The organism is Caulobacter sp. P4_E5, from assembly GCF_056401555.1.
Genome location: NZ_JBFUJD010000094.1, coordinates 1 through 18,288, shown reverse-complemented (window position 1 = coordinate 18,288; position 18,288 = coordinate 1). Strand labels below are relative to the sequence as shown.

Below are 18,288 nucleotides of genomic sequence, written 5' to 3'. Positions count from 1 at the left end.
GCGCAACAATGGTCGCTGAAACGCGCCTTAACCTGAAAAATCATACAAATGCCGTTCCTCTATATGTTGGCGCGCTTCGCTATGTGTTACGCCTAGCGTCAGAAGCGAAAAGCTCGACCGTGAGGAAACATGCCTAGACCGATGAAGCGGGACTCTGCCGCTTAGCGCGCACCGCGTCTGTTCTCGAATTTGAAACGCGCCGCCACGGGCGGACAGCTCCCTCGATCGATCGAGGGGGACGGGGAATCTGCGCGGCCGACAAGCGCCGCGAGGGGRGGGACACCATGAAGAAACAACTGCTGCTGACGACGATTCTGGCCTTGGGAATGGGCGGCGTCGCGACGACGGCCTGGGCTCAGGACGCGGCCTCGGCCCGCGACACCGCCAAGGCGAGCGACACGCGGAAGGACGCGGCGAACGACACCATCGAGGAGGTGGTCGTCACCGGCTTCCGGTCCTCGCTGCAAAAGTCGCTGGGCCTGAAGAAGGAAGCGATCGGCGTCCGGGACTCGATCGTGGCCGAGGACATCGGCAAGTTCCCCGAGGCCAATGTCGCCGAGGCGCTGCAGCGCATTCCCGGCGTCTACCTGGGCCGCGACGGCGCCTCCAACGAAGGCCAGCGGATCTCGATCCGCGGCCTGGGCTCGGACTACAACGTCACGACCATCAACGGCGCGCCGGTGCGGACGACCTCGTCCAGCAACGTCGGCGGCTCGTCGCGCGACTTCAACTACGACGTCTTTGCTTCCGAGCTGTTCGGACGGGTCGACTTCTACAAGACGCCGCTGGCCGAGCTGGAAGAAGGCGGGATCGGCGGGGTCGTCGACCTGCAGACGCCGCGTCCGTTCGACCATCCGGGTCGCGCCATCCGCTACCAGGTGGTGGGGTCGTACAACGACAAGTCCAAGCACCTGGATCCGGCCGGCTTCGCCCTGATCTCCAACACCTGGGGCAATTTCGGCGCCCTGCTGGCCGTGGCCCACTCCCAGAGCGTCAACAACCGCTCGGGCTTCGAGGCCACGGGCGGCTATAACAGTCACGCCCTGGGCAGCCTGTCGCCGAACAAGGGGCCGTTCGCGGTCACGCTGGACTTCGCCGATCCGCGCTACAATCCCGGCAGCCTGACCCGGGCTCAGATCGAGAACGGCTATCTGCCGCGCTTCTATCGCTACTACGGCGGCGAGAACACGCGTGAGCGCACCGGCGCCGTCGGGTCGCTGCAGTACCAGAACGACAAGCTGAACATCAGCGTCGACGGCCTCTATTCGAAGCTGACGGACTCGCTGGACGAATACACCTTCGGCCTGCCGATCCGGAACTCGAAGACCACCAACACGGCCGCCCAGGCCGGCGCCCCGGGCCACAACGGCCTCGTGCCGATCAATGTCACCCTGGATCCGAAGTCGAACCTGCTGGAAGGCACGTTCGGCAACACGTCCTATCTGGGCGAGAGCTACTTCTACAACGCCGAGACCAAATTCAAGATGGTCTCGTTCAACGCCAACTATCAGCTGACCGACCGGCTGAAGCTGACCGCCCAGGGCAGCCTGAGCAAGAGCGACGCCTTCTTCACCGGCAACCGTCTGCTCACCAACCTCTACGGCGTGACCTCGACGATCGACTTCACCGACGACCACGTCTATCCGGCCCTGTCGGCGCCGGGCGTCGACTTCACCAACCCGGCCAACTACCAGGACTTCGGCGTCGGCTTCGACTGGCGCCGCGAGATCGACAAGGAAAAGACGGCCAAGTTCATCGCCGATTACGACTACGGCCTGTTCGGCGTTGAAGGTCACCTGAGGGGCGGCCTGTCCTATGTCTCGACGAAGAAGAACACGACCAAGCGCAACGCCAGCGCCGCGGGCACCGCCAAGATCAATTCGATCGGCGCCGCCGGCCTGCGCGCGGCCATGCTGCACGATGTGCCGATCGACAACCTGGTGATCGGATCGGGCTATCCGCAGGCCTGGGCGACCTTCGACCGCGCCTACATGATGAGCACCTTCGACCCGATCAATCTGGCCAAGGCCACGCCGCCCGACTTCAACGCCAGCTTCGGCGCTGAGGAAGAGATCAAGACGGCCTTCGTCCAGACCGACCTCAAGGGTCAGGTCTTCGACCGCACCCTGCGGGTCAATGTCGGGGTGCGCTATTCCGAGACCAACACCGATATCGACAACTACCTGCGCAAGACCGACGGTACGGTGACGACCTATGTGCCCAACAAGGCCGACGGCTCGTACAAGAACACCCTGCCGTCGGCCAGCTTCGCCTACGACCTGACCGACAAGCTCACCTGGCGTGGGTCGTGGGGCAAGACGATCACCCGCGCCTCGCTGTCGATCATCGCGGGCAACACGGTCATCCCCAACATCTACGACACGCGCGCGACGTCGGGGAATCCGGACCTGCTGCCCCAGATCTCGACCAACTATGACACCGGCGTGGAGTGGTACTTCGGGCGCGGCGGTATCCTCAGCGCCGGGTTCTTCAAGAAGGAGCTGAAGGACACCACGGTGTCGACGACGACCACCGTGCCCTTCTCGTCCTTGGGCCTGCCGGACACCGCGCTTGGGCCGATCTTCCAGAATCCGGCGACGGGCAAGGTCGATCCGAACCTGCCGATCACCCTGGCGACCTACTACAATCAGGGCACGATCAAGCTGGACGGCTACGAACTGGCCTATCAGCAGTCGTTCGACTTCCTGCCCGGCATCTGGAGCGGTCTGGGGGCCCTGGCCAGCTTCACCCACGTCAACACGTCGGGCTACAACTACACCACCACCGGCGGGAAGATCATCAACGTCAACACGGTGCCGAAGTACTCGTACAGCCTGACTGGTTATTACGAGAGGGGGCCGTTCGGTCTCCGCCTGTCCTATAACTACAAGGCCAAGAACATCATCGAGACCACCAACAACGGCTCGGACCTGCAACGCTGGCACGCCGGCTCCGGGTTCCTCGATGGTAACGTGACCTACAAGATCAACGACAGCATCGAAGTGCGGCTCGACGCGCTGAACCTGACCAACGCCCTGACATGGGACTACTTCGACGACGTGAGCGGTCGCTACGGCGACGGCCGCAAGTCGCGGATGGACTACGCCAAGTTCAATGGCCGGACGATCAAGTTCGGCGTGCGCGGCAAGTTCTAGGACTTCAGGAGGGGAGGCCGACGCCTTCCCTCCGCTCGTGAATCCAGCGCCGGTGGGGCCACGGCCTCACCGGCGCTTTTTCGACTCTGGCGGACCGCGCCTCGGCGTCTATGGTGCCGACGCCCACTGCTTGGAGCGACGAACCGACATGAAATCGAAGAGCGTGATGCGCGTGTCCGCGCTGCTTGGCCTCGGCGGCCTGCTGGCCGGATCGCTGGCGTGGGCCCAGACCAAGCCTGAAGAGACCGAGATCTGGAAGCCGACGCCGCCGGTGGTCACGCCGGCGCGGGAGGCGGGCGGCGCGCCGTCGGACGCGCTGGTGCTGTTCGACGGCCACGGCCTCGACCAGTGGGTCTCCACCAACGACAAGTCGCCGGCCGGCTGGACCGTCGCCGGCGGCGTGCTGACCGTCGACAAGACGCGCGGCAACATCGAGACCAAGCGCGCCTTCCGCGATTACCAACTGCACCTGGAATGGCGCATTCCGGCCGACATCACGGGCGCGGGTCAGGCGCGGGGCAACAGCGGCGTCTTCCTGGCGTCCACCGGTCCTGGCGATCACGGCTACGAAGTGCAGATTGTCGACTCGTACGAGAACGCGACCTACGTGAACGGCCAGGCCGCCAGCGTCTACAAGCAGCATCCGCCGCTGGCCAACGCCAGCCGCAAGCCGGGCGAGTGGCAGACCTACGATATCGTCTGGCGGGCTCCGGTCTTCGGCGCCGACGGCGCGATTGCCAGACCCGCGACGGTGACCGTGCTGCACAACGGCGTGCTGGTTCAGGACAACGCCACCGTGGCCGGCGAGACCGTCTATATCGGCAAGCCCGCCTACAAGGCGCACGGCCCTGCGCCGATCAAGCTCCAGGCCCACGGCGATCCCAGCGCGCCGATCAGCTTCCGCAACATCTGGGTCCGCGAGATCCCGCCGCGTCCTTAGTCTACGCCGGCGGCGGGCCCGTGCTCGCCCTGACAACCAGCCGGTGGGGCAGGGTGACGTTCTGCAAGGCGCTGGCGCGGTCGGCCAGGATGTCGAGCAGCAGTCGCACGACCTCGTGACCGATCTGCTCCATGGGCTGGCTGACCGTGGTCAGTTTCGGCTCCAGGTACTGGGCGAAGCGGATGTCGTCGAAGCCGACCAGCGACACGTCCGCCGGACAGCGCAGGCCCCGTTGCCGGATCGCCTCCAGCGCGCCCATGGCCATCTCGTCGCTGAAGCAGAAGATCGCCGTCGGTCGGCCCGGCTCGTCCAGCAGCTCGCCGGCCTGGCGGACGCCGGACTCGATCGAGAAGTCGCCGATGGCGATGCGCAGGGCGCTGGCCCGGCCGTGGCGCTGGGCCGCCGACAGCACGCCGGCCAGGCGGTCGCTGCTGATCGGGCTGGCCAGCGGGCCAGTCACCGCTCCGACGCGGGTGTGACCCAGGCCGTAGAGATACTCCACCACCTCGGCGGCGGCGCCTTCGTTGTCGATGTGGGCGCTGGACACCGCCAGGCCGGGGCGGAACTCGCAGCCATTGACGATCGGCGTGCGCGCGCCCTTGGCGGCGACCATGTCGGCCAGGACGTCGGGCAGGCGGTGGCCCAGGAAGATCAGGCCGTCGGCCTCCTTGCGGCGGAACATGGCCGCGTACTGCTCCTCGCGCGCCTCCTCGTGGCGGGTGTCGCCCAACAGTACGGAGTAGCCGGCCGCCAGGGCGGCTTCCTCGACGCCGCGGATCACCTGCGAGAAGAACGGGTTGGAGATGTCCGGCACCGTGACCAGGATCTTCTCGGTCCGCAGGGTGCGCAGGCTCTTGGCCGCGAAGTTCGGCTCGTAGCCGAGGCGGGTGACGGACTCCATCACCTTCAGCCGGGTCGGCTCCAGCACGAGTTCGGGCGCGCTGAACACCCGCGAAACCGTCGCGGTCGAGACACCGGCGTCGCGCGCAACATCTTGAATGGTGGCCATTGGCGCGACACTGGCGACATGCCGCCGGCTTTGCAAGGCGCAGCTCGCCGGTCCGAAGCGACGTTACCCGGTTGCCGGTTTGACGGACCCCTGTTATCGATGATTTCGATTACATCGGAGCGGATGCGGTCCAAAAGGGCCGAAACATCCGTCCAAGCTGGTCGGGGAGGGCCAGGACCATGAAGACGAGCTTCCGGCTCTTTCTGATGATGGTGCTCCAGTTGGCGATCTGGGGCGCCTGGGCGCCCAAGATATTCCCCTACATGGGCATGCTGGGCTTCGCGCCGTGGCAGCAATCGCTGGTCGGCAGCGCCTGGGGCGTGGCCGCCCTGGTCGGGATCTTCTTCTCCAACCAGTTCGCCGACCGCAACTTCTCCGCCGAAAGGTTCCTGGCCATCAGCCACCTGATCGGCGGCCTGGCCCTGGTGGGCACGGCGCTTTCGACCAGCTTCTGGCCGTTCTTCGCCTGCTACCTGATCTTCAGCCTGGTCTATGTGCCGACCCTGTCGGTGACCAACTCGATCGCCTTCGCAAATCTGCGCGACCCGGCCGGCGAGTTCGGCGGGGTGCGCATGGGCGGCACGGTCGGCTGGGTGCTGGTCAGCTGGCCCTTCGTCTTCCTGCTGGGCGCCCACGCCGGGGCCGAACAGGTGCGGTGGATCTTCCTGGTGGCGGCGATCATCTCGTTCGCGTTCGCGGCCTACGCCCTGACCCTGCCGCACACGCCGCCGCGCAAGGACGTGGCGGGGATCGACAAGCTGGCCTGGCGCCGCGCGTTCAAGCTGCTGGGCGCGCCGTTCGTGCTGGTGCTGTTCGTCGTCACCTTCATCGATTCAGTGATCCACAACGGCTACTTCGTCATGGCCGACGCCTTCCTGACCAACCGGGTCGGGATCGCCGGCAATCTCAGCATGGTGGTGCTGAGCCTCGGCCAAGTGGCCGAGATCCTGACCATGTTCCTGCTGGGTCGCGTGCTGGCGAAGCTGGGCTGGAAGGTCACCATGATCATCGGCGTCCTGGGCCATGCCGCGCGCTTCGCGGTGTTCGCCTTCTTCGCCGACAGCATCCCGGTGATCGTGGCCGTGCAGCTGCTGCACGGGATCTGCTACGCCTTCTTCTTCGCCACGGTGTACATCTTCGTGGACGCGGTCTTCCCCAAGGACGTCCGCTCCAGCGCCCAAGGCCTGTTCAACCTGTTGATCCTGGGCGTCGGCAACGTGGCGGCCAGCTTCCTGTTCCCGACGCTGGTTGGACGTCTGAGCCACACCGGCGCCGACGGCGCCGCCGTGGTCGACTACACCACCCTGTTCCTGGTCCCGACCGGCCTGGCGCTGGCGGCCGTCTGCCTGCTGGCTGTGTTCTTCAAGCCGCCGACCCGTGGACCGGTCGCCGAACGCGACGAAGCCCCGCCCGCCGCGGCGGTCACCCCGGTCCAGCTCTAGTCCTCAGAAAAGGATAGCCCTCGTGCGCGCAAACGCTTCCGCCACCGGCGTCGATCTCTCCCGCCGCGGCCTTCTCGCCGCCGGCGCGGCCACTCTGGGCGCGGCCTGGACCACCGGCGCCGCCGCGGCGCAGGCTCCGTTCTTCCAGCGCCACAAGCTGCCGGTCGGCATCCAGCTCTACACCCTGGGTCCGGACCTCCAGAAGGACCTGGACGCTCAGCTCGCCACGGTCGCCAAGATCGGCTTCAAGTCGGTGGAGCTGGCCGGCTATCTGGGCCGCACGCCGGCCGAGCTGCGCGCCGCCTTCGACAAGGCGGGCCTGGTCTGCCCCAGCGCCCACATCTCGCCCAAGGGCGCCAACGGCCCCAGCTTCAGCGGCGATCTGGCCAAGCTGGCCGACGAGCTGCACGTGATCGGGGTGAAGGCGGCGATCATGCCGATCCTCTACATCCCCGACCGCCTGGGCGCCGATCTGCGCAAGGCCGGCGCGCAGATGACGGCCGACGACTGGAAGTGGAACGCCGACTTCCTGAACGAGAAGGCCGCCGTCCTGAAGAAGGCCGGCATCGCGACCGGCTATCACAACCACAATTTCGAGTTCGCCCCGCTAAAGGACGGAAAGGGCGGCGACACGACGGGCATGGAGATCCTGCTGAAGGGCACGGACCCGAACCTCGTCACCTTCGAGATGGACGTCGGCTGGGTCACGGCGGCCGGCAAGGATCCGTTCGCCTTGCTGAAGGCGCATCCGCACCGCTTTACCCAGATGCACGTCAAGGACATCAAGGCCAGCACCAAGCCCAACTTCGTCCTGCAGCAGGATCCGACCGAGGTCGGCGCCGGCATGATCCCGTGGACCAAGCTGTTGCCGGCCGCCTACGCCGCCGGGGTTCGGGGCTTCTATGTCGAACAGGAGCCGCCGTTCGCCCATAGCCGGCTGGAGTCGGCCAAGATCAGCTTCGACTATCTGGCGAAAGTGACGGCCTGATGAGCGGACGGGCGCCTCTGCGGTTGGCCATGGTCGGCGGCGGTCCCGGCTCGTTCATCGGGCCGGTGCATCGCATGGCCGCCGAGCTGGATGGCCGTATCCGGCTGACCGCCGGCGTGTTCAGCCGCGATCCCGAAAAGAGCGCGCGGGCCGCCGACGACTGGGGCGTGCCGCGCGATCGGGTCTATCCGGACCATCACACGATGATCGCGGCCGAGCGCGGGCGAGACGACGGCGTCGACCTCGTCGCCGTGGTCACGCCCAACCACCTGCACTTCGACGTCGCCGCCGCCGCGCTGCGCGGCGGGCTGCACGTGATCAGCGACAAGCCCGCGACCTTGAACCTGGCCCAGGCCCGGGAGCTGGCGGACATCGTCGCCGCCTCCGGCAAGCTTTATGGCCTGACCTACACCTATACGGGCTATCCGATGGTTCGCGAGGCGCGCGAGATCGTGGCGCGCGGCGATCTCGGCGCCGTGCGCAAGGTGGTCGTCGAATATTCGCAAGGCTGGCTGTCGCGGCCGCTCGAGCGGGAAGGCAACAAGCAGGCCGACTGGCGCTCGGACCCGGCGCAGTCGGGTGTGGGCGGCTGCATCGGCGACATCGGCGTCCACGCCTTCAACATTTCCGAGTTCATCACCGGCGCCCGCGTCGAGCGCCTGTGCGCCGACGTCGCCACGGTGGTCCCGGGGCGGAACCTGGACGACGACTGCAACGTACTGCTGCGGTTCRAGGGCGGCGCTCGCGGCGTGCTGATCGCCTCGCAGATCTCGGCGGGCGCGCGCAACGGCCTGAAGATCAGCGTCTATGGCGAGAAGGGCGGCCTGACCTGGTCGCATGAGCGCCATACGGAGCTGACGCTGGACTGGCTGGACGGTCCGTCCCAGGTGCTGCACGCGGGCTCGGCCTATCTGGGCGCGGGCGCCCAGGCGGTGACGCGGATCCCGACCGGTCACCCGGAGGGCTTCATCGAGGCCTTCGCCAACATCTACCGCGACTTCGCCGACGCCATCCAAGGGCGTGACGCGGGGCTCGTGCCAAACATCGCCGAGGGCGTGCGTGGCATGGCCTTCGTCGAGCGCGCCGTCGCCGCCAGCCGCGCCGACGCCGGCTGGGTGCTGCTTGAAGGAGAGGGGCGATGAAGACGCTCAAGGGGCCCGGTATCTTCCTGGCCCAGTTCATCGGCGCCGAGCCGCCGTTCGACAAGCTGGAAACCATGGCCGCCTGGGTCGCCGACCTCGGCTATGTCGGCGTGCAGATGCCGACGGGCGGCGCGGACTCGTTCTTCGATCTCGCGCGGGCCGCCGAGAGCCAGACCTATTGCGACGACATCGCCGGGCTGCTCGCCAGCCATGGCCTGCAGATCACAGAGCTGTCGACCCACCTGCAGGGCCAGCTGGTCGCCGTCCATCCGGCCTATGACGAGCTGTTCGACGGCTTCGCGCCGCCCGAGCTGCGCGGCAAGCCGAAGGAGCGCCAGGCCTGGGCGGTGGGACAGCTGAAGGCCGCGGYCGTCGCCAGCCGGCGCCTGGGCCTGAACGCCCACGCCACCTTCTCGGGCGCCCTGGCCTGGCCGTACTTCTATCCCTGGCCGCAGCGGCCCGCGGGCCTGGTCGAGGAAGCCTTCGCCGAGCTGGGCCGCCGCTGGAAGCCGATCCTGGACGTCTTCGACAATGAGGGCGTCGACGTCTGCTACGAGATCCATCCGGGCGAGGACCTACACGACGGGGCGACGTTCGAGCGGTTCCTGGACGAGGTCGGCGGCCATCCGCGCGCCAACATCCTCTACGACCCCAGTCACTTCGTGCTGCAGCAGCTGGACTATCTCGGCTACATCGACCGCTATCACGAGCGGATCCGCGCCTTCCACGTCAAGGACGCTGAGTTCCGTCCGTCGGCCCAATCGGGCGTCTATGGCGGCTACCAGGGCTGGGCCGAGCGGCCTGGGCGCTTCCGGTCGCTGGGCGATGGCCAGGTGGACTTCAAGGCGATCTTCTCGAAGCTGGCCCAATACGACTATGCCGGCTGGGCGGTGCTGGAGTGGGAGTGCGCCCTGAAGCACCCTGAGCAAGGCGCCCGCGAAGGCGCGCCGTTCATCCGCGACCATATCATCCAGGTGACGGACCGCGCGTTCGACGACTTCGCCGGCAGCGCGCCCGATGGCGACCGCAATCGGCGTCTATTGGGTCTCTAGAGTCGCCGCCAAACCTCTGACGGAGTTCCTTTTATGAAGTTCCAGTTCATGCTCGCCGCCGTTCTGACCGGCATGGCGACCGGCGCCGTCGCCGCCCCCTCGGGCCAGGCGGTGTTCGAGCAGCGCTGCTCGGTCTGCCACTCGGTCCAGCCCGCGCCGGGCAAGATGGGGCCGCCCCTGGCCGGCGTCGTCGGCCGCAAGGCGGGCACGGCCGCCGGCTACGCCTATAGCGGCGCGATGAAGGCCGCGAACATCACCTGGACGCCCGAGACCATCGACACCTTCCTCAAAGGACCGGCGAAGCTGGTGCCCGGCACCAAGATGCTGATCGGCGCGCCCAGCGCCGAGGACCGCGCCGCCGTGGTGCAGTACCTGGGCTCGCTGAAGAAGTAGCCCTCCCCGGGGGCTCGGCGGCAAAAGCCATAACCCTCGCGTCATCCCGGAAGCCTCGCAGAGGCTGTCCGGGACCCAGGGGGCCGGCGCAGTGCGATCGCCCCTGGGTCCCGGGTCTACGGCCCGCTACGCGGTCCTTCGCCCGGGATGACAATGGAATAGAAGACTTCAGTTGAGGCCTGACCCTAAGGCCAATCGACATCATCTGGAGCAGGTAAAAATCCCACTGCCTTCCTGGGCCGTGTGCCCAGGACCCATGTTCGAGGCAGACGTGGACTCTTTGGGTCTGCGCGGCCGAAAGGCCCTGAACTCGGCCTCAATTCCGTTGGATCTGAACGCTGGGTCCTGGGCGCAAGGCCCAGGAAGGCGTGTAGATTCAACGCGCAGTGAATGTCTCCTGACCCTAGCGCGCCGTCAGCTCCTGGATCTCGACGTCCTTGAACTCGATCGGATGGCCCTCGCTTTGTAGGGCGATATAGCCTTCCGTCACGGGTACGGCGCCACGCGCCAGGATGTAGGGCTTGGCGCCGCCCGCGACCGTATCATCGGGATCCAAGGTCATGCCCGCATAGTGGTGGACGACCACGCCGTTGATCTTCTGGAAGACCTCGCCGTTCGGCCGGACCTCCAGCTCGGCCTTGACCCAGGTTCCGTTGGGGATCGTCGGGGCGTTGGCCGACGGCGTGCAGTGCTCTTTGACCTTGGCGCCGTCGATGGTGATGGTGATGCCCGGCGTGCAGACCGCGCCGGTCGGGCGGGGCGCTTCGCCGTCCTTGCCGAGCAGCTGGAACTCGACGGAGACGGGGAACGGCTGCTCCACCGTCATGCTTTCAGGGCTCTGGCTGGCGAACATGATGCCGCTGTTGCTGCGCGCCCAGACCGGCGTGTCCGCCAGGCCGCCCTCGGTCAGGAAGCGGTAGGAGAGGCGCAGGCGATAGGCCTTGAACGGCGTCTTGTAGAACAGGTGGCCGAACTGGCCGTCCAGCTTGTCATAGCCGGCATAGGACACTCGGATGGCGCCGTGATCGACGACGAAGGTCTGGTGATAGTTCTCGCCGGCCGGATGCTTGGCGACCTTCGGCGTCCAGCCGTCGAGGGTGCGTCCGTCGAACAGAGACTTCCAGGCGCCCGCCGTCATGTCCTGGGCGAGCGCTGGCGCGCTGGCGCCGAGCACGAGGCCGCCCAGCAGCAATCCCACGGCGGCGCGACGCGCCCAAACGGTGTGTTCGGTCATGGCTTCCTTGTTCCTCCCAGGGGCGCGGCGATTTTGCAGCGAAATGCCGAGCTTTGTTGCAATGTAACCCATTTCATGGAAGCCTCCAGGCAAGAATGAGGGTTCATCGAGGTCGGGGCGTCGTGTTGCGTAAGCATACCGGCGCGGTCCATCGAGCGGACTGCGAAGGGAGTGAATATGGCCAATGTGAACGGCCGCGCGCGTCGGAAAAACACGTATGACGCGATCGTGGTGGGCAGTGGAATCACCGGCGGCTGGGCGGCCAAGGAGCTGACCCAGAAGGGCCTCAAGACCCTGGTGCTGGAGCGCGGCCCGATGGTCCGCCACCTCGAGGACTATCCCACCGCCGTGATGGATCCGTGGCAGACCAAGTACCCGCAAGGGCAACTGCCGCAGGACGAGCTGAACRCGCACTATGCCGTCCAGAAGCGCACCGGCTACACGATGACGGAGTATACCAAGCACTTCTTCGTCCGTGACGACCAGAACCCCTATACCGAGGAAAGCCGCTACGACTGGATCCGCGGCTATCACGTCGGCGGCCGGTCGCTGACCTGGGGACGCCAGAGCTATCGCCACAGCCCGATCGACTTCGAGGCCAACGCCCGCGAGGGGATCGGCGTCGACTGGCCGATCCGCTACGAGGAGCTCGCGCCCTGGTACGAGCATGTCGAGCGCTTCATCGGCGTCTCAGGCCAGGCCGAGGGCCTTCCCCAGCTTCCCGACGGCCATTATCAGCCGCCCATGGAGATGAACTGCGTCGAGAAGGCCTTCAAGGCCAAGTCCGAGGCGCGCTTCCCCGAGCGCCGGGTCACCATCGGCCGCGCCGCGCACCTGACCGAGCCGACCGAGGAGCAGCTCAGCCTGGGCCGCACCAAGTGCCAGTACCGCAACATGTGCATGCGCGGCTGTCCGTTCGGCGCCTACTACAGCTCGAATTCCGGCGGGTTGGTGGCGGCCGAGCGCACCGGCAACCTGGTGATCCGGCCCGCCTCGATCGTCACCTCGCTGATCTATGACGAGAAGGCGGGCAAGGCGACGGGCGTGCGCATCCTCGATGCGAACACCCGCCAGGAAGAGGAGTTCTACGCCGACGTCGTGTTCCTGTGCGCCTCGGCCTTCAACTCGGCCTGGATCATGATGAACTCGACCAGTTCGCGGTTCCCGAACGGCTTCGGCAATGGCAGCGACCAGCTGGGCCGCAACGTCATGGACCATCACCTGGGCGTTGGAGCCAGCGGCGAAGCGCCCGACTTCGCCGACATGTACTATTCCGGCCGCCGGCCGAACGGCATCTATGTGCCGCGCTTCCGCAACCTCGGCGACGCTGCGACCAAGCGGAACGACTATCTGCGCGGCTTTGGCTACCAGGGCGGCGCCGGCCGCTCGGGGTGGGATCGCGATCTTGGCCACCGGGCCACCGCCGACCGAGGCTTCGGGGCTGCGCGCAAGGCCGCGCTCACCCAGCCGGGCCCTTGGACGATGGGCCTGGGCGGGTTCGGCGAGATCCTGCCGTATGAGGACAACCGCATCACCCTCAACCGCGACGTCAGGGACGAGTTCGGCCTGCCGACCCTGTCGATGAACGTCACCATCCGCGAGAACGAAATCGCCATGCGCCGCGACATGCAGACCGCCGCGGCGGAAATGCTGGAGGCGGCGGGCTTCAAGAACGTCAAAGGTCGCGACGACGGATACGCCCCGGGGCTGGGCATCCACGAGATGGGCACCGCGCGCATGGGCCGCGATCCCAAGACCTCGGTGCTGAACGCCCACAACCAGGTCCACGAGTGCAAGAACGTCTATGTCACCGACGGGGCGGCGATGACCTCGGCGTCGTGCGTGAACCCGTCCCTGACCTATATGGCGCTGACCGCGCGGGCCGCCGACCACGCGGTCAAGGCGCGCAAGAGGGGAGAGCTGTGATGCTGAGCCGACGCGACACGATCCGCGGCCTGGCCTTGACGGTCGGGCTGGCGGCGACCGGTTGGGCCGAGCGCGCCATGGCGGCCGCGCCGGCGCCGACGACCTTGGCCTGGACCCCCACGGCCTTGACCCAGGACCAGGCCCGCCTGGTCGACGTGGTGGCCGAACTGATCATCCCCGCCACCGAGACGCCCGGCGCTCGCGACGCTGGCGTGCCGCAGTTCATCGATCGCACCGTGGCCACCTATTACAACAAGGACCAGGCGGAGCGGTTCGTGGCGGGGCTGACCCGCATCGACGCCGACGCCCGCGCCACCCATGGTGACGCCTTCGTCGCGCTGACGCCGCAGCAGCAGGTCGAGCAGCTGACCCGCTATGATCAGGAAGCCACGGCGGCTCGGGCCCTAACTCCCGCGGAGCCGCATTTCTTCCCCGCCCTCGAAGACCTGGTGACGGTGGGCTATTTCACGTCCGAGCCTGGGGCGACGGTGGCGCTGAAGTACGAGCCCGTGCCCGGAGCCTATCATGGCTGCGTGCCGCTGGCGGAGATCGGCCGCGCCTGGGCACTGCGGTGATAATGGCGAGGCGGCGGTCGATCAGCGCTGCTCGATGATCGCCACGCCCCAGGGCGGCAAATCGAGCGTGTCCTTCACCGGGCGGCCCGACAGCAGTTCGGTCCCGCCGCCCAGACCTTTAGTCACCTGCTGGGGCGAGGCGGAATAGTTCAGGACGTAGCGCACGGCGCGGCCGTCCGGCAGGGCGCCGCCGCGCATGATGACCGGAAACCGGGTCTCGGGGAGCTCGACGCCGGCGCGCTTGACCTCGTCCGCGAGGATCTTCTCGATCATCGCGTCGGTCGGCATGAAGCCGACATAGCTGACCTCGCCCCGGCCATAGGTGTTGCGCGTCATCGCCGCGTAGGCCGGCCAGGACGGATGCTTGTAGCGCGCCACCACGGTTGCCGTGGTCGGGGTCAGGAACTCCATCCACCAGCGGGCCGTGTTGTCCTTGTCGCCGACGCCGAACGGGTCGCCGTCCAGGCTGACGCCCTCGGGCTTGGTGAACTGCTCGTAGCGCACCCCCGCCGCCTGCGTGATCCCGCCCGGTTGGGGCGTGTAGCGCACCTTGGTGTTCTCGTCCGAGAAGCCGCTCTTGAACGTATAGATCAGGTGGCCGCCGGCCTTGGCGTAGGCGTTCAGCCGCTCGATCTCGGCGTCGCTGGCGGCGTAGAGCGCCGGGACGACGATCAGCTTGTAGTCGCTAAGCGGCGTGGCGGACGTCGGCGACAGGATGTCGACCTCGACGTTCATGCGATAGAGCGCGTCGTAGAACGGCCGCATGACGCTGTTGTAGTCGACGTCCGAGCTGATCTTGAACGCGTCGAAGCCGCTCAGCGCGGTGTTGCTGACATAGAGCGCGACGCGGTTGCGCTTCTTCATGTTGACCAGCTTGGGGCCCAGCCGCTTGAGGTCCGCGCCGATGGTCTTGGCTTCCTCGTAGACCGCGTTGGGCCGGTAGTCCTGCGAGAGCACGCCGCGCCAATAGGTCTCGATGGCGTTGGCGGTGCTGGCCCAGTGCCAGTACTCGACCATGTTGGCGCCGGAGGCCAGATGGCTGAAAGCCTGTAGCCGCAATTGGCCGGGGTAGGGCGTCCATTCCGGGAAGCCCTGGGCCTCGGTTTCCAGCACCAGATAGTTCTGTCCATTGCGCATCGAGCGGGTCAGGTCGCCGCCGAAGGCGATCTCGGCGCCGGTCAGCTTGTCCTGGCTGGGGTGGTAGATGTCGATGCCGGCGACGTCGAGCGCCTTGGCGGCCTTCCAGTGATCGACCTCGGTCTGGACGCCGAACGAATGGCCGCGCCAGGCGAGGTCGAAATTGTGGGTGATGAACTGCCCGGGTTTGGCGTGGGCTCGGACGAGGTCGGCCTGCCAGGCCAGGAAGTCGGTGACCAGGCCGCGCTGGAACTCGGCGAAGGCGTTGGACAGGCTGGCGTTGATCGAGCCGTTGACCGACGGGAAGTCCTCCCAGCGGTTGATGCGGTTGCTCCAATAGTCGAGGCCATAGGCCTTGTTCATCGCCTCGAGGTCGGGCCAGCGACGCTTCATGGACTCCACGAAGGCGGCCTGCACATTGGGGCCGCTGGTCTTGTAGGCCTTGGTCTCGTTGTCGACCTGATAGCCGATGACGGCGGGATGGTCCTTCACGTGGTCGACCAGGGCGACGATCACCCGCTCGGCCGCCCGGCGGTAGTCGGGGTCGGTGATGTCCATGTTCTGCCGCCAGCCGTACTCGGCGCGGCCCTTGGGCGTGACGACCAGGACATTGGGATGCTCGCGCGCCAGCCAGGTGGGCACGGCGTAGGTCGGCGTGCCGACGATGACCTTGATCCCGTGCCGATGCATCGCCGCCAGCATCCGATCGACGTGGCGGAAGTCGTAGACCCCCGGCTGGGGTTCCAGCGTACCCCAAGTGGATTCGGCGATCCGGACGACGGTGATCCCCGCCGCCTGCATCATCCGGGCGTCTTCCTCGACGCGATCGGTCGGCGTGTATTCGTCGTAATAGGCGACGCCGAACAGGATGGTGTCGGGAAGCTTGGCGGCGGCGGTGGCGGTCCGCTCGCCCCCCATCGCGAACAACAGCGCCAGCGCCGCGGCGCACAGGCGTCGGTCGAGTCTAAGCATGCCTGCCTCCCTAGTTATTGTCTGACTAATAGTCGGTGGCCCCTTTGGCAAGTCAATGACCGTCTCCCCGTCTTCACCGCATGCAAGGCGACAGAGGCGGCTGCGACGCTCGAGCTTGGTGCGCCTTCCTTTTGTCTTACAATTGCGATGGCCGGCGCGATCATCCGTGCTAGGTCATGTCGAAGGGCGTCAAGCAAGACGCCAATCGGGAGGGCGGAGACATGCGCAGGACTGTCGGTGTCGGGCTAGTGGCGGCCCTGTTGTCGATCGGATCGCCGGCCTTCGCCCAGGCGCCCGCCGCCATGCCGGTGTCCATCACCGTCGACGCCGCCAAGCCGATGGGGGAGCTGCGGCCGATCTGGCGGTTCTTCGGGGCCGACGAGCCGAACTACGCGACCATGAAGGACGGCCGCAAGCTGCTGGACCACCTGGGCGCGCTGAAGCCCAAGGCGGTCTATTTCCGCACCCACAATCTGCTGAACACCGGCGACGGCACGCCCGCGCTGAAGTGGGGCAGCACCAATGTCTATACCGAGGACGCTGACGGCCGCTCGATCTACAATTGGACGATCCTGGACCGCCTGTTCGACACCTACCTGGCCAAGGGCGTGCGGCCCTACGTCCAGATCGGCTTCATGCCGCAGGCGCTGTCGACCCATCCCGAGCCGTACCAGCATGCCTGGCGGCCGGGCTTCGACTACAACCTGATCAGCGGCGGCTGGGGCTATCCGCCCAAGGACTACGACAAGTGGTCCGAGCTGGCCTATCAATGGGTCCGCCATTGCGTCGAACGCTACGGCCAGGCCGAGGTCGAGACCTGGTATTTCGAGGTCTGGAACGAGCCGAACGGTCCCGCCTACTGGAAAGGCACGCCGCAGGAGTTCCACAAGCTGCACGACTACGCCGTCGCCGGCGTCCGCCGGGCCCTGCCCACCGCCAAGGTCGGCGGACCGGACGTAGCCGGCAGCGGCGGTCAGTTCATGGAGGACTTCCTCACCCACGTGACCGACGGGACCAACTACGCGACCGGCCAGAAGGGCACGCCGACCGACTTCCTGGCCTTCCACGCCAAGGGCTCGCCGCGCTTTGTCGACGGCCATGTGCAGATGGGGATCGCCACGCAGCTGGCCGGCATCGACAAGGGCTTCGGTATGATCGCGGCGCGGCCGGCGCTGAAGAGCAAGCCGATCGTGATCGGCGAGTCCGATCCCGAAGGCTGCGCCGCCTGCCAGGGACCCAGCTTCAGCTACCGAAACGGCACGGTCTATTCCAGCTACACCGCCGCCAGTTTCGCCCGTAAGCACGACCTGGCCGCCAAGCGTGGCGTCACCCTGGACGGCGCCCTGACCTGGGCCTTCGAGTTCGAGGACCAGCCCTATTTCGCGGGCTTCCGGCAGCTGTCCAGCAACGGCCTGGACCTGGCGGTGGTCAATGTGTTCCGGATGTTCAGCCTGATGGGCCCCGAGCGGGTCGAGGCGGTCAGCTCGGGCCAGATCCCGCTGGACGAGATCGTCGCCAAGGGCGTGCGGGGGCGTCCCGATGTCGGGGCCCTGGCCAGCCTGGGCTCAGACCGCCTGGCGGTGATGGTCTGGAACTATCACGACGACGACGTGCCGGGGCCGGCGGCGGACGTCCAGCTGGTGCTCAAGAACCTGCCGCGCGCCTTCGCCGGGGCCAAGCTGGTCCAGTACCGGGTGGACGAGGAACACGGCAATGTCTACGGCGCCTGGCGACGGATGGGCTCGCCGATGGCCCCGACTAAGCCGCAGTACGACGCCCTGGAACAGGCCAGCGCCCTGGCGGAGATCGACACCACGCCGCCTACGCGCGCCAAGGACGGGTTGACGCTGACCTTCCAGCTGGCCCGCCAGGGGGTGTCGCTGTTGGTGCTGGAGAAGCCGGGGTCTCGGYCGTAGTTGCGGGTTGATAGGCGCAGAAGGAGTTCTCGCCGGCCAACGCCGCAGGCCCCCACCTGACCACGCGTCGCGTGGTCGTCCGCCCCCGGAGGGGGCGGAAGGTTGGCGCAGCGCCCTTCTTCCCCCTCCGGGGGAGGAGCGCCGCAGGCGCGGAGGGGGGCAAGTACGGGGATTGAAGCGCCTGTATCCCCGGCGTTCGCGAGATCGAACCCAGCGAAATCAACCGCTTGTCGATTTTACGCGCGTCTGAATGATCCGCGTTCAGCCCCGCCCCATACTCACAGCTGTCCCCGTCGCAAGGGGAGGGCGCTTGGATCCGGCCCGAAGCGGCGATGGGGATAGGTTGAGCGGGGCCGCTGGCGGTTCCCGGCGACCTCGTCAGGTCGCACGGCTTACTCTTTAGGAGC

General features: G+C 67.0%; 13 protein-coding genes. 10 read left to right on the top strand and 3 right to left on the bottom strand.

Annotated elements, in window-relative coordinates:
- The first annotated feature begins 284 nt into the window (after window positions 1-284).
- Together AC1DSO_RS21880 and AC1DSO_RS21875 are read left to right on the top strand one after the other, a co-directional pair.
- Complete coding sequence (locus tag AC1DSO_RS21880) at window positions 285-3,155, top strand: TonB-dependent receptor (RefSeq protein WP_477070814.1); 2,871 nt, start codon at window positions 285-287, stop codon at window positions 3,153-3,155.
- 166 nt (window positions 3,156-3,321) lie between these two features.
- On the top strand, window positions 3,322-4,095 hold the full coding sequence (locus tag AC1DSO_RS21875; RefSeq protein WP_477070816.1) for a 3-keto-disaccharide hydrolase: 774 nt from the start codon (window positions 3,322-3,324) through the stop codon (window positions 4,093-4,095).
- A gap of 1 nt (window position 4,096) precedes the next feature.
- Here the strand turns inward: AC1DSO_RS21875 and AC1DSO_RS21870 are convergent, their stop codons facing one another.
- Complete coding sequence (locus tag AC1DSO_RS21870; RefSeq protein WP_477070813.1) at window positions 4,097-5,104, bottom strand: LacI family DNA-binding transcriptional regulator; 1,008 nt, start codon at window positions 5,102-5,104, stop codon at window positions 4,097-4,099.
- A gap of 179 nt (window positions 5,105-5,283) precedes the next feature.
- Between AC1DSO_RS21870 and AC1DSO_RS21865 the strand changes: the two genes are divergently transcribed.
- Genes AC1DSO_RS21865 through AC1DSO_RS21845 form a run of 5 tightly spaced genes read left to right on the top strand, consistent with a single transcriptional unit; the run spans window position 5,284 to window position 10,121 of the window.
- The gene (locus AC1DSO_RS21865; RefSeq protein WP_477070812.1) at window positions 5,284-6,546 is read left to right on the top strand and encodes an MFS transporter; all 1,263 of its coding nucleotides are present in this window, start codon (window positions 5,284-5,286) and stop codon (window positions 6,544-6,546) included.
- A gap of 13 nt (window positions 6,547-6,559) precedes the next feature.
- Window positions 6,560-7,534, top strand: a complete 975-nt coding sequence (locus AC1DSO_RS21860; RefSeq protein ID WP_477070815.1) for a sugar phosphate isomerase/epimerase family protein — start codon at window positions 6,560-6,562, stop codon at window positions 7,532-7,534.
- Entirely contained in the window at window positions 7,534-8,676 is a 1,143-nt protein-coding gene (locus AC1DSO_RS21855; RefSeq protein ID WP_477070811.1) for a Gfo/Idh/MocA family protein, read from the top strand. Before AC1DSO_RS21860 ends, AC1DSO_RS21855 begins: the two co-directional genes overlap by 1 nt.
- On the top strand, window positions 8,673-9,728 hold the full coding sequence (locus AC1DSO_RS21850) for a sugar phosphate isomerase/epimerase family protein (RefSeq protein WP_477070810.1): 1,056 nt from the start codon (window positions 8,673-8,675) through the stop codon (window positions 9,726-9,728). Before AC1DSO_RS21855 ends, AC1DSO_RS21850 begins: the two co-directional genes overlap by 4 nt.
- Before the next feature lie 33 nt (window positions 9,729-9,761).
- On the top strand, window positions 9,762-10,121 hold the full coding sequence (locus AC1DSO_RS21845) for a c-type cytochrome (protein ID WP_477070809.1): 360 nt from the start codon (window positions 9,762-9,764) through the stop codon (window positions 10,119-10,121).
- A gap of 403 nt (window positions 10,122-10,524) precedes the next feature.
- On the opposite strand, the gene AC1DSO_RS21840 is transcribed toward AC1DSO_RS21845, so the two are convergent.
- Window positions 10,525-11,355 (bottom strand): 3-keto-disaccharide hydrolase, encoded by an 831-nt coding sequence (locus tag AC1DSO_RS21840; RefSeq protein WP_477070808.1) that lies wholly within the window; start codon window positions 11,353-11,355, stop codon window positions 10,525-10,527.
- A 177-nt stretch (window positions 11,356-11,532) separates the two neighbouring features.
- Between AC1DSO_RS21840 and AC1DSO_RS21835 the strand changes: the two genes are divergently transcribed.
- Both AC1DSO_RS21835 and AC1DSO_RS21830 read left to right on the top strand, forming a co-directional pair.
- On the top strand, window positions 11,533-13,281 hold the full coding sequence (locus AC1DSO_RS21835) for a GMC oxidoreductase (protein ID WP_477070807.1): 1,749 nt from the start codon (window positions 11,533-11,535) through the stop codon (window positions 13,279-13,281).
- Window positions 13,281-13,856, top strand: a complete 576-nt coding sequence (locus AC1DSO_RS21830) for a gluconate 2-dehydrogenase subunit 3 family protein (protein ID WP_477070806.1) — start codon at window positions 13,281-13,283, stop codon at window positions 13,854-13,856. The genes AC1DSO_RS21835 and AC1DSO_RS21830 overlap by 1 nt, the downstream gene beginning before the upstream one ends.
- 21 nt (window positions 13,857-13,877) lie before the next feature.
- Here the strand turns inward: AC1DSO_RS21830 and AC1DSO_RS21825 are convergent, their stop codons facing one another.
- Window positions 13,878-15,965 carry a beta-galactosidase gene (locus AC1DSO_RS21825; protein WP_477070805.1) on the bottom strand — a complete coding sequence of 696 codons (2,088 nt, stop codon included), beginning with the start codon at window positions 15,963-15,965 and terminating at the stop codon, window positions 13,878-13,880.
- A gap of 221 nt (window positions 15,966-16,186) precedes the next feature.
- Here AC1DSO_RS21825 and AC1DSO_RS21820 point away from each other — a divergent pair, with 221 nt between their 5' ends.
- Window positions 16,187-17,881 (top strand): GH39 family glycosyl hydrolase, encoded by a 1,695-nt coding sequence (locus AC1DSO_RS21820; RefSeq protein ID WP_477070804.1) that lies wholly within the window; start codon window positions 16,187-16,189, stop codon window positions 17,879-17,881.
- Window positions 17,882-18,288 lie beyond the last annotated feature (407 nt).